Genomic DNA, 12493 nt, shown 5'->3' with positions numbered 1-12493 from the left:
AATAAAAGCGGCAGCATGATACTGCCGCGTAAGGAATTACCAACGATAATGAGCAAATGCTTTGTTTGCTTCAGCCATACGGTGAACGTCTTCACGTTTTTTAACCGCAGAGCCTTTGTTCTCAGCTGCGTCGAGGATTTCACCTGCTAAGCGCTGAGCCATAGATTTTTCACCACGTTTACGTGCAGCATCAACCATCCAGCGCATACCCAAGGTATTACGACGAACTGGGCGAACTTCCACTGGAACTTGGTAAGTTGAACCACCTACACGGCGAGATTTAACTTCCACCGATGGGCGCACGTTGTCTAGAGCTACTTCGAAAACTTCTTGGTGACCTTTGCCTGATTTTTCAGCAGCAATATCCAGTGCACCGTATACAATTTTTTCAGAAATAGATTTTTTACCGTCAACCATAACTACGTTGACAAATTTAGCCAACAACTCTGATCCGAACTTAGGATCGGGTAGGATTTTACGTTGACCGATGACGCGACGTCTTGGCATCTTAGTATTCTCCGATTTGCTTCAGGTTACCCCAAAACGAACTTAATAAAATTTCGTTAAAATGAATGTTTGGCCTTACTCAACGGAGAACCATTAAGATTTAGGCCGCTTCGCACCGTATTTAGAACGACCTTGGCGGCGAGTAGATACGCCAGCACAGTCTAATGCGCCACGAACAGTGTGATAACGCACACCTGGTAAGTCTTTAACACGACCACCACGGATCAGGATCACTGAGTGTTCTTGCAAGTTATGGCCTTCACCACCGATGTATGAAGTAACTTCAAAACCGTTAGTTAAGCGAACACGCGCTACTTTACGCAGTGCAGAGTTAGGTTTTTTAGGCGTAGTAGTGTATACACGAGTACATACACCACGACGTTGTGGGCACGCTTGCAAAGCCGGTACGTTGTTTTTAACAACTTTAGGGCTACGCGAATTGCGAACCAACTGATTAATAGTTGCCATTGAAAATAGCTCCTGGTTCAAATTTTTTAAACATGTGAAAAATCCCCCCGCAAATCGGGGAGGCGAAATTTTATTCGCTTCATGGCGCAGAGTCAAGATAAACGGGTACTTTACAAGAATGATATTATCGACACCGATTATTTCCCCCGATGAACGGCAAAAATTTCACCGAATAAGTAGTTTTCAGTTTACTGCTAACTCAGTTAAAGGTCATCAATAAGGTCAAGTTATTTCAAACTGAGGAACTGACAGCCCATGTCAGGCTATTAACGTGTTGGGCACTTAATGCGACCCATTGACTCATGCTAATAGTAGGATAAAGTGCAGGAGCTTGTACGCCCCTAGCGTCAAGATCGTCAGTAAGAACCGACAAGCGATTAGTTTGGGCTAATGCGAGAAGCTCAGGATGTTGATAGCACACCAAATAGACGCCATTTTCAATGAGCAATAAATGGTCGTCACAGGTAAGCATCGCTAAGCATTGCGTCAACTGTTGACTGGGAAATTGGCAATCACGATAGATGTGCAACATCTAAAACCTCAGGACAATATCAGAGTGATGGAGCAATTGTTTTAGCTGTGAGGTATCAACAACCTGCGGCGCCAGAGCCAATACATCAATATCTAAATGACGCTGCTTAAGGGCCTGCTTGCTGACATAAAGTTGCTCAATATCATAAAGCTCAAGCATGGCATAGGTTGGCTCAATATGACGCTGTAAAATAGCCTCTGGCTGTTGACCTTGGCATAACTGCCAAACGCCATCAGCGTCAAACAAGACTCGAATATCATCACAGACAGCAGACGCTGCGAGTATTGCATCTAACCCTTCACGAGCATCACTACTACCATGCGGCGGATGAGTCATAATAAATAGCATCGAGCTCATAACTGCACCACTCGGTCACTTTGTAACATCGCGATGGAAAGCTCAGCCAACCCTGCAATGATAAAAGGCGATTGTAGATTATAGTGTGGCCAGCCATTTAAACTTGCATGCGCTTTGCCAATGACCCCGCGGCGCTCTGCAGCGCTCACACAAACCAATAATGAACAACCTGAGCGCTGTGCTAGAGCGCACCAACGCGCATACAGGTTGATCTCATCACTGGCTGGAGACAGTAGATAATTGGCGTGCGACACCCCATCCAAATAAAAAAATACCGTCTCAAGTTGATGGCCAGCTTCATACACACTATTGGCAAAGCGCAGCGCAGTCGTACCGCCTTGGCGGCCATAGGCCGGTTGAGTTACCAATAAAGTATAACGCAATGTCATTATTTCACGTAAGCGACGGCTTCAACTTCAACCAACACATCCTTAGGCAGGCGCGCAACTTCTACACATGAGCGAGCCGGAGCCATCTCTGGGAAATACGAGCCATAGATGACGTTAAATTCGGCGAAGTTCTCCATATCACTTAAAAAACAAGTTGTCTTGACCACCGTTGAAGCATCCGCGCCTGCTGAATCTAATACGGCCATTAGATTTTCCATAACCTGTTTGGTTTGCTCGCTAATTGATCCCTCAACCACAGCCATCGTGTTTGGATCAAGAGGGATCTGCCCCGAAGTATAGACAATGCCATCCACTTTAGTCCCTTGCGAATAAGGACCAATTGCGCTAGGTGCTTCATTGGTTGATACGATTTGTTTACCCATAATATATGTCCCAATTCATTAATACTGTCATCACAAACAAAGATATCAGTCTGTGCATAGCCAGTGTATTTGTCAACTAACTAGTTTAGGATTAAAAAAAGGCGACCATTGGGTCGCCTTTTTTAGACAGATAACACACCTGAACAGCGAATTACTCGCCTTGGTCAGCTGCGTTAAGCAGATCCGCTAAGTTTTGCTCAGCTTCATCTGCAGTTACCGTGGTTTGTTGCGGAGCAACTTCTTTTTCTTTGCGAGCACGACGTTGCTGATGATAAGAGAAACCTGTCCCAGCTGGGATCAAGCGACCGACAATCACGTTCTCTTTGAGACCGCGAAGCTCATCTTGTTTACCGCTCACTGCCGCTTCAGTCAGAACACGTGTGGTTTCCTGGAACGATGCCGCTGAGATAAATGACTCAGTTGACAACGATGCCTTGGTAATCCCCAGCAGTTCACGCTGATAAGTTGCCGGCCGTTTGCCGTCATTTTCAAGACGACGGTTTTCAATGTTCACCCGCGCCACTTCAAGTTGTTCACCTGGTAAGAACAGGCTATCACCAGCAGTGCTAATGATACACTTACGCAACATCTGACGGACAATCGTTTCAATGTGTTTATCATTGATTTTCACGCCCTGCAAACGGTAAACGTCTTGTACTTCATTAACAATGTAGCTCGCTACAGCACCGATACCACGTAGACGTAAGATATCGTGTGGTGATTCAGGACCATCGGCAATCACTTCACCTTTTTGGACTTTTTCACCTTCAAACACGTTGAGGTTACGCCATTTCGGAATCATTTCCTCAAACGCATCCCCTTCGTTCGGGGTGATTACCAAGCGACGTTTACCTTTAGTTTCTTTACCAAAACTAATAGTCCCGTCAATCTCAGCAAGAATAGCTGGCTCTTTAGGTTGACGTGCTTCGAACAAGTCAGCAACACGTGGCAGACCACCAGTAATATCTTTAGTACCGCCAGATTCTTGAGGAATACGCGCTAAAGCTTCACCGATGTTCACAACCGAACTATCTTCCAGGTTCACAATTGCTTTACCTGGCAAGAAGTAAGAGGCCACAATATCAGTGCCCGGAATCAACAGCTCATCGCCGTTGTCGTCGACCATTTTCACCATCGGACGCATTTCTTTACCTGCGCCGGAGCGTTCATTCGCTTCCATGACAACGATGCTAGATAGACCTGTCAGTTCATCGGTTTGACGACTGACCGTAACACCTTCGATCATATCAACAAATTTAATATGACCAGCCACCTCGGTAATAATTGGGTGAGTATGTGGATCCCAGTTAGCAACGATATCGCCTGGTTTGACTTCACCTTCATCTTGTACTTCGAGGATACTACCGTAAGTCAGTTTATGACTTTCTTTCGTACGGCCCATATCATCGATAATGGTCAGTTCAGTTGAACGCGAGGTGACAACCACTTTGCCTTCAGCGTTTTTCACATACTTAGCATTATGCAGCTTCACAGAACCTGTGTTCTTAACCTGAATACTGCTTTCTGCAGCGGCACGCGATGCAGCCCCACCAATATGGAAGGTACGCATCGTTAACTGTGTACCGGGTTCACCAATTGACTGGGCTGCAACAACCCCAACCGCTTCACCGATACCCACTAAATGGCCACGCGCCAAATCACGACCGTAACATTTAGCACAGACGCCATAGTCGACATTACAGCTAATCACTGAGCGAACTTTAACATGATCGACTGAATTGACTTCCAACAGGTCACATAGTTTTTCATCAAGTAGTGTGTTGCGGGCAACGAGTAACTCGTTGTCAGAGCCAGGTTTGAATACATCTTCTGCAACCACACGTCCAAGAACGCGTTCACGCAGTGGCTCAACCACATCACCGCCCTCAATCAGCGGCGTCATGACAACCCCTTCATGGGTGCCACAATCGTCTTCAACAATCACTAAGTCTTGCGCCACATCAACCAAACGACGGGTCAAGTAACCTGAGTTTGCTGTTTTCAGTGCCGTATCCGCCAAACCTTTACGCGCACCGTGCGTTGAGATGAAGTATTGTAATACGTTCAAACCTTCACGGAAGTTCGCAATAATTGGCGTTTCAATGATCGAACCATCTGGTTTGGCCATCAAGCCACGCATCCCTGCTAACTGACGGATCTGAGCGGCACTACCACGTGCACCAGAGTCAGCCATCATATAGATGCTATTAAATGAGTCTTGAATTTCCTCTACGCCATCACGGTTAATCACCGTCTCAGTCGAGAGGTTGGTCATCATTGCTTTAGACAATTTATCGTTGGCTGTCGCCCAGATATCAATCGCTTTATTATAACGTTCACCTGCAGTCACCAAACCGCTTTGGAATTGCTCTTGAATTTCTGTAACTTCTGCTTCAGCATCACCAATAATCTGTGCTTTCTCTGGCGGAATTTCCATATCGTTAATACCGATAGAGATCCCTGACAGAGTTGCATAGTGATAACCGGTGTACATTAATTGGTCAGCGAAGATAACTGATGCTTTAAGCCCCAGACGACGATAACAAACGTTAATCAGTTTAGAAATCTGCTTTTTACCCAGCGCATTATCGAGGAGGGAATAAGCCAACCCGTCAGGGAAAATCAACCACATGATCGCGCGGCCAACCGTTGTATCTTTAAGCTCAATTTTTTCGATGCGTGAGCCATCTTCGGCGACTTCAACTTCGCGAATACGAACTTTCACACGAGCATGCAAATCAACTAATCCAGCACGATATAGCTTCTCAGCTTCTTTCGGGCCTTCTAAGTACATGCCTTCGCCTTTCGCGTTAACTTTTGAGCGAGTTGCATAATAGAGGCCCAAAACAACGTCCTGCGATGGTACGATGATTGGCTCACCGTTAGCAGGAGACAGTACGTTGTTGGTTGCCATCATCAATGAGCGAGCTTCAAGCTGAGCTTCAAGAGTCAACGGCACATGAACTGCCATTTGGTCGCCATCGAAGTCAGCGTTGTAGGCCGCACACACCAATGGGTGCAACTGCATCGCTTTGCCTTCAATCAAGACCGGTTCAAACGCTTGAATACCTAATCGGTGCAATGTTGGTGCACGGTTGAGCATGACAGGATGTTCGCGGATCACCTCTTCTAGGATATCCCAAACTTCCACACCTTCACGCTCTACCATTTTCTTGGCAGCTTTAATTGTAGTTGCAAGACCACGCGCTTCGAGTTTGCCATAGATAAATGGTTTGAATAATTCAAGCGCCATTTTCTTCGGCAGACCACATTGGTGCAGACGCAGGTAAGGACCCACTGTAATCACAGAGCGACCTGAGTAATCGACTCGCTTACCCAACAAGTTCTGACGGAAACGACCCTGTTTACCTTTGATCATATCGGCCAAAGATTTCAGAGGACGTTTGTTTGAACCCGTAATTGCACGTCCGCGACGACCGTTATCAAGCAGTGCATCAACAGCTTCTTGCAACATGCGTTTTTCGTTACGCACAATAATATCGGGTGCAGCCAAATCCAACAGTCGTTTCAGACGGTTGTTTCGGTTGATTACACGGCGATATAGATCGTTCAAATCGGACGTTGCGAAACGACCGCCATCAAGCGGTACTAATGGACGTAGATCAGGTGGCAGTACTGGAAGTACAGTCATGATCATCCATTCTGGTTTGTTACCAGACTGCTCGAACGCTTCCATTAATTTCAGGCGCTTAGTCAATTTTTTACGTTTGGTTTCAGAGTTAGTCGTTCCTAACTCTTCACGCATCGACTCGATTTCACTAGGCAATTCTAAATGACGCAGCAGTTCAAGAACCGCTTCGGCACCCATTTTTGCTTCAAATTCATCGCCATATTCTTCTAACGAGTCCAAATATTGCTCTTCGGTGAGCATTTGGCCGCGTTCCAATGTAGTCATACCCGCTTCGGTAACCACAAAGGATTCAAAATATAAAACGCGTTCAATATCGCGCAAAGTCATATCCAGTAATAAACCAATGCGTGATGGCAATGATTTCAAAAACCAGATATGTGCAACCGGTGATGCCAGCTCAATATGACCCATCCGTTCACGACGGACTTTAGATTGAGTGACCTCAACGCCACATTTTTCGCAGATCACACCACGGTGTTTGAGACGTTTGTATTTGCCACACAAACATTCATAATCTTTTACCGGACCAAAAATCCGCGCACAGAACAGACCGTCGCGTTCTGGTTTGAAGGTACGATAGTTGATCGTTTCCGGTTTTTTTACTTCACCGAATGACCAGCTACGGATCTGGTCAGGCGAAGCCAAACCGATTTTGATCCCTTCAAACTCTTCAGTCTTGTTTTGTTGCTTAAGAAACTTAAGTAAGTCTTTCACGTTTCTCTCCAGTGTGGAGTCAAACCTAGCGGGAGGCGTGCATCACGCACGCTCCCAATATAAGTCACTTGTTCTACTGACAGTTAATGCTGATCCAGCTCGATATTGATACCAAGTGAGCGGATCTCTTTAAGCAGTACGTTAAACGATTCTGGAATACCTGGCTCCATTTTATAGTTACCATCCACAATGTTTTTATACATTTTCGTACGACCATTGACGTCATCTGATTTCACCGTCAACATCTCTTGCAAGGTATAAGCCGCACCATATGCTTCAAGTGCCCATACTTCCATCTCACCGAAGCGCTGACCACCGAACTGAGCTTTACCACCCAGAGGTTGCTGTGTTACCAAACTGTACGAACCAGTTGAACGTGCATGCATCTTGTCATCAACTAAGTGATTCAGTTTGAGCATGTACATATAACCTACCGTAGTCTGGCGCTCAAATGGCATGCCACTACGACCATCATACAATTGGATCTGCCCAGAATCAGGGATATCAGCCAAACGCAACATTTCTTTAATTTCAGGCTCATGAGCACCATCAAACGCGGGCGTTGCCATTGGCACACCTTTACGTAAGTTCTGGGCCAGAGTCATCAATTCGTCATCGCTATATTCGTCTAAATCAACATGCTGACGAGTTTGTCCTAGATTATAAACTTTCTGGATAAACTCACGAAGCTTAGCCAGTTCCACCCCACGTTGGTTTTTAAGCATTGCATCGATTTTCTCACCGACACCTTTTGCCGCCATTCCTAAGTGTGTTTCCAATACTTGTCCAATGTTCATTCGCGATGGAACCCCTAGTGGGTTCAATACGATATCAACTGGACGACCGGTTTCATCATATGGCATGTCTTCACGTGGAACGATGATCGAAACCACCCCTTTGTTCCCGTGGCGACCCGCCATTTTGTCACCAGGCTGAATGCGACGTTTCACGGCCAAATACACTTTAACGATTTTCAGCACACCTGGTGCGAGATCGTCACCTTGCGTGATCTTACGGCGTTTAATGTCGAGTTTTTTCTCAAAATCAGCCTTGAGTTCTTCATACTGATCGGCGATCTGTTCAAGCTGAGTCTGTGCACCTTCATCAACCAATGCAATTTCAAACCAATCCAGTGGTCGCATCCGGCTCAAGTCAGCTTCTGATTTACCCGCACCTAGTAACACTGATTTGGCACGTGACAGAACACCTTCTTCAAAGATTTTGAACTCTTCAGTTAAATCTTTTTTCGCTTCACGCAGCTGAGAGTCTTGAATATCAACAGCTCGTTTATCTTTTTCCACGCCATCACGAGTGAAGACTTGGATATCGATAACAGTCCCGTAAGTCGAATTAGGTACTCGCAGCGATGTATCTTTTACATCAGATGCTTTCTCACCGAAGATCGCTCGCAATAACTTCTCTTCTGGAGTCAGCTGAGTTTCACCTTTAGGGGTGACTTTACCGACCAGAATATCGCCAGGTTTCACTTCAGCACCCACATAAACAATCCCAGACTCATCCAGTTTGCTTAATGCTGACTCACCAACGTTAGGAATATCCGCAGAGATCTCCTCTGGACCTAACTTGGTGTCACGCGCAATACAAGACAGTTCTTGAATATGGATCGTGGTGAAGCGATCTTCTTTAACTACATCTTCATTTAATAAGATGGAGTCTTCATAGTTGTAACCGTTCCAAGGCATGAAGGCGACACGCATATTCTGACCCAGTGCTAATTCACCTAAGTCAGTTGATGGACCATCAGCCAGTACATCACCTTTCATCACCGGTTCGCCTGTTTGTACAACAGGACGCTGGTTAATACAGGTGTTCTGGTTAGAACGGGTATATTTAGTCAACGTATAGATATCAATCCCAGCTTCACCAGGGAGCAGTTCATCTTCGTTAACTTTAATCACGATACGTGATGCATCGGCATAGTTGACTCGGCCACCGCGTTTAGCAACAACGGTTACCCCAGAGTCAACCGCAACAGCACGCTCAATCCCAGTTCCGACTAGCGGTTTATCCGCACGAATCGTTGGAACGGCTTGGCGTTGCATGTTCGATCCCATCAAGGCTCGGTTCGCATCATCATGTTCTAAGAACGGAATCAATGACGCTGCAACAGAAATAATCTGTTGAGGTGATACATCCATGAACTGAACTTGGTCAGCCGTCATGTAGGTTGAATCACCCGCGTAACGACACGGTACTAGTTCATCAGTTAAACGACCATCTTCATCAAATGGCGCGTTCGCCTGAGCAATAACGTATTTACCTTCATCAATCGCTGACAAAAATTCAACATCATCAGTAATCAAACTATTATTAACACGTCGATACGGCGTTTCCAAGAACCCGTAATCATTGGTTCGTGCGTACACCGCCAATGAGTTAATCAGACCAATATTGGGTCCTTCAGGGGTTTCAATTGGACATAAACGACCGTAGTGCGTGGCATGTACGTCGCGCACCTCAAAGCCTGCACGTTCACGAGTCAAACCACCCGGGCCTAACGCTGAAACACGACGTTTATGCGTCACTTCAGACAACGGGTTGTTTTGGTCCATAAACTGAGACAGCTGTGATGAACCAAAGAACTCTTTAACGGCAGCCGAAATCGGCTTGGCGTTGATCAAATCTTGCGGCATTAACGTATCGAGATCACCTAAACTTAAGCGCTCACGTACGGCGCGTTCAACACGCACTAGGCCAACACGGAATTGGTTCTCAGCCATTTCACCGACACAACGGATACGACGGTTACCCAAGTGGTCAATATCATCCACTTCACCATGACCGTTACGAATATCAATCAGTGTTTTAATCACTAACAAGATATCGCGTTTATCCAAAATGCCCGATTCATTGCCATCGTCACGATTCACACGGCTGTTAAATTTCATCCGTCCGACAGTTGACAGATCATAACGATCCGTACTGAAGAATAGATTTTCAAACAAGCCTTCGGCTGCTTCGCGAGTTGGTGGCTCACCAGGGCGCATCATCCGATAAATTTCAACTAATGCTTCGAGGCGATTAGTCGACGAATCGGTACGCAATGTTTCCGAAATGAAGGCGCCATTATCTAAGTCATTGGTATAAATAGTTGCCAATTTAGTGAAGCCCGCCTGCGACAATGCCGCGACCAACTCCATCGTTAATTCTGTATTCGCAGCAGCAACTACTTCACCGGTTGACTCGTCGATATAATCTTTCGACAGAACTTTACCGGCTAGATATTCCAATGGCACTTCTAACTGCGTGACATTCGCTTTTTCTAAAGTACGAACGTGACGAGCCGTGATCCGACGTCCTTTTTCGACAACCATTTCACCGTCGAGCAAAATATCAAATGATGAAATATCACCGCGCAAACGCGCAGGTTCTAATGACATCCATACTTTGCCTTCGCGGATTTCAAAATCAGTCGTATCGAAGAAGTAATTGAGGATCTCTTCAGTCCCCATGTCCAGTGCCCGCATAATAATAGTTGCTGGCAACTTGCGACGGCGGTCGATACGAACAAATAGGTTATCTTTTGGATCGAATTCAAAATCCAACCAAGAACCACGATAGGGAATCACTCGCGCGTTATATAGAACTTTCCCAGATGAGTGGGTCTTGCCGCGGTCATGATCAAAGAATACCCCTGGACTACGGTGCAGCTGAGATACGATCACCCGTTCGGTGCCGTTAATCACAAAAGTTCCGTTTTCGGTCATGAGCGGAATTTCGCCCATGTACACTTCTTGCTCTTTGATATCCTTGACAGTGCCCGCTGGTGCGTCTTTATCGTACAACACCAACCGTAGCTTAACCCGCAGCGGAGCAGAATAGGTTACACCACGAATTTGACATTCTTTCACATCAAATACGGGTTCACCAAGACGGTAACTAACATACTGCAACTCTGAATAGCCAGAGTAACTGGCTATGGGGAAAACACTACGAAACGCTGCTTCCAGGCCATACTCGCCTTCCGGATCGACTTCGATAAATTTCTCGAAAGAATCAAGCTGTATAGATAGCAGGTAAGGCGTATCCACTACTTGAGGACGTTTCCCGAAGTCCTTACGAATGCGTTTTTTCTCTGTATAAGAGTAAACCATATGGTTCCTCAGCTCGCTGATAAGTGACCCACTCTGTCCTTTGACGGGACAGTTCTAACTTACGTCATTTCTGTATTTGAAGTACGCAGGAGATTCACGTACTCGGGCGCAAGATGACCGGTTTAAATGACATGAAATAGCCGACATCCTACAGCGCAAAAAGGCCGGTGATTAAAAAATCACCAGCCACTGCCCTATTCAGGCTGTAATCTGCAGTATAGCAGATTATTTGACTTCAACTTCAGCACCAACTTCTTCAAGCTGAGTTTTAAGCTGAGCAGCTTCTTCTTTAGAAACAGCTTCTTTAACTGGAGTTGGAGCAGCTTCAACCAAAGCTTTCGCTTCTTTAAGACCCAGACCAGTTGCAGCACGAACTGCTTTAATAGCAGCAACTTTGTTCGGGCCAGCAGCTTTAAGGATAACGTTGAATTCAGTTTGTTCTTCAACTGCAGCGCCTGCATCAGCACCGCCAGCAACAACAGCAGCAGCTGCAGTTACGCCGAATTTCTCTTCCATTGCTTCAATCAAAGCAACAACATCCATTACTGACATTTCAGCAACAGCATCAATGATTTGGTCTTTAGTGATAGACATGACTCAAAATCCTAAATCTTAATTAAAATTTATACAGTTAAGCAGCAAATTGCAAATTTAAGCTGCCGCTTGCTCTTTCTGATCGCGAATAGCCGCGATAGTGCGAACCAATTTGCCAGCTGAGGCTTCTTTCATAGTCGCCATCAGTTTTGCGATTGCTTCGTCGTAAGTTGGCAGTGTTGCCAAAACGTTTACGTCTGCTAATGCGCCTTCATACGCTGCAGCTTTAACTTCGAAGTGTTCTTGCACTTTAGCGAAATCAACAAACAGACGCGCAGCGGCACCTGGATGTTCGCTTGAGAATGCAATTAAAGTTGGACCTTTAAAGGTTTCAACTAAACATTCGTAGCTAGTACCTTCTACGGCACGGCGTGCGAGCGTGTTACGAACAACACGTACATAAACACCAGCTGCACGTGCTTTCGCACGCAGTTCAGTCATAGCGCTTACAGTCACACCGCGAGAGTCGGCAGTAACAGCAGAAAGGGCACCTTTGGCAGCTTCGTTGACGTCAGCGACAATTTGCTTTTTGTCTTCGAGTCTTAATGCCATTGGCTTTACTCCTGGATTCCAAACTAGGAAAACCTAGTACTAATGTTCCCCTAAATAAAACTAATTTAGGGCACTTGTACGGCTACAGATCCAGAATAAGTCATAAAACTATTCAGGGTTCTTTCACCGTCTGCGCAGGAAATTTAAGACAATTTGTTGATTGTCACCTGCGGTCTTGGACGTGGGCAAATGTTACACCCAGACCCATAAGATAAGGCGCGCAATTTTAC

The 12493-nt window shown here is 45.8% G+C and carries 10 protein-coding genes; all 10 read right to left on the bottom strand.

All coding sequences use genetic code 11. The annotated features are described in order from the left end of the window. Positions 1 to 36: 36 nt before the first annotated feature. Positions 37 to 507 carry a 30S ribosomal protein S7 gene (rpsG, locus tag ABUE30_RS10685; protein ID WP_408623755.1) on the bottom strand — a complete coding sequence of 157 codons (471 nt, stop codon included), beginning with the start codon at positions 505 to 507 and terminating at the stop codon, positions 37 to 39. Between the two features lie 93 nt (positions 508 to 600). Continuing rightward, positions 601 to 975 (bottom strand): 30S ribosomal protein S12, encoded by a 375-nt coding sequence (rpsL, locus tag ABUE30_RS10680; RefSeq protein WP_408623754.1) that lies wholly within the window; start codon positions 973 to 975, stop codon positions 601 to 603. Positions 976 to 1207: 232 nt separating this feature from the next. Further along, a complete protein-coding gene (gene tusB / locus ABUE30_RS10675; RefSeq protein WP_408623753.1) occupies positions 1208 to 1507 on the bottom strand; it encodes a sulfurtransferase complex subunit TusB in 300 nt (99 codons plus the stop codon). Continuing rightward, the gene (gene tusC / locus ABUE30_RS10670; RefSeq protein WP_408623752.1) at positions 1508 to 1864 is read right to left on the bottom strand and encodes a sulfurtransferase complex subunit TusC; all 357 of its coding nucleotides are present in this window, start codon (positions 1862 to 1864) and stop codon (positions 1508 to 1510) included. It abuts the gene before it with no gap. Next, positions 1861 to 2253, bottom strand: coding sequence for a sulfurtransferase complex subunit TusD (gene tusD / locus ABUE30_RS10665; protein ID WP_408623751.1), 393 nt, complete (start codon positions 2251 to 2253; stop codon positions 1861 to 1863). Before tusD ends, tusC begins: the two co-directional genes overlap by 4 nt. Next, a complete protein-coding gene (locus tag ABUE30_RS10660) occupies positions 2253 to 2636 on the bottom strand; it encodes a RidA family protein (RefSeq protein WP_408623750.1) in 384 nt (127 codons plus the stop codon). The genes tusD and ABUE30_RS10660 overlap by 1 nt, the downstream gene beginning before the upstream one ends. A 151-nt stretch (positions 2637 to 2787) precedes the next feature. Then, on the bottom strand, positions 2788 to 7002 hold the full coding sequence (rpoC, locus tag ABUE30_RS10655; protein WP_408623749.1) for a DNA-directed RNA polymerase subunit beta': 4215 nt from the start codon (positions 7000 to 7002) through the stop codon (positions 2788 to 2790). An 83-nt stretch (positions 7003 to 7085) separates the two neighbouring features. Then, complete coding sequence (gene rpoB, locus ABUE30_RS10650; protein WP_408623748.1) at positions 7086 to 11117, bottom strand: DNA-directed RNA polymerase subunit beta; 4032 nt, start codon at positions 11115 to 11117, stop codon at positions 7086 to 7088. A 225-nt stretch (positions 11118 to 11342) separates the two neighbouring features. Continuing rightward, positions 11343 to 11711 (bottom strand): 50S ribosomal protein L7/L12, encoded by a 369-nt coding sequence (rplL, locus tag ABUE30_RS10645; protein WP_408623747.1) that lies wholly within the window; start codon positions 11709 to 11711, stop codon positions 11343 to 11345. Positions 11712 to 11768: 57 nt separating this feature from the next. Further along, positions 11769 to 12263: a 50S ribosomal protein L10 gene (gene rplJ / locus ABUE30_RS10640; RefSeq protein WP_408623746.1), complete on the bottom strand. Its 495-nt coding sequence runs from the start codon at positions 12261 to 12263 to the stop codon at positions 11769 to 11771. Positions 12264 to 12493: the final 230 nt, after the last annotated feature.

This window comes from Celerinatantimonas yamalensis, from assembly GCF_046054155.1.
GTDB classification, from domain to species: domain Bacteria; phylum Pseudomonadota; class Gammaproteobacteria; order Enterobacterales; family Celerinatantimonadaceae; genus Celerinatantimonas; species Celerinatantimonas yamalensis.
The sequence above is the reverse complement of the archived record's forward strand: the minus strand, read 5'-3'. Positions and strand labels throughout refer to the sequence as shown.

Excerpts from the sequence above, each read along its gene's own strand:
- rpoB (WP_408623748.1), bottom strand. The coding sequence starts at position 11,117 with ATGGTTTACTCTTATACAGAGAAAAAACGCATTCGTAAGGACTTCGGG.
- tusC (WP_408623752.1), bottom strand. The coding sequence starts at position 1,864 with ATGAGCTCGATGCTATTTATTATGACTCATCCGCCGCATGGTAGTAGT.
- tusB (WP_408623753.1), bottom strand. The coding sequence starts at position 1,507 with ATGTTGCACATCTATCGTGATTGCCAATTTCCCAGTCAACAGTTGACG.
- rplL (WP_408623747.1), bottom strand. The coding sequence starts at position 11,711 with ATGTCTATCACTAAAGACCAAATCATTGATGCTGTTGCTGAAATGTCA.
- tusD (WP_408623751.1), bottom strand. The coding sequence starts at position 2,253 with ATGACATTGCGTTATACTTTATTGGTAACTCAACCGGCCTATGGCCGC.
- ABUE30_RS10660 (WP_408623750.1), bottom strand. The coding sequence starts at position 2,636 with ATGGGTAAACAAATCGTATCAACCAATGAAGCACCTAGCGCAATTGGT.
- rpsG (WP_408623755.1), bottom strand. The coding sequence starts at position 507 with ATGCCAAGACGTCGCGTCATCGGTCAACGTAAAATCCTACCCGATCCT.
- rplJ (WP_408623746.1), bottom strand. The coding sequence starts at position 12,263 with ATGGCATTAAGACTCGAAGACAAAAAGCAAATTGTCGCTGACGTCAAC.
- rpsL (WP_408623754.1), bottom strand. The coding sequence starts at position 975 with ATGGCAACTATTAATCAGTTGGTTCGCAATTCGCGTAGCCCTAAAGTT.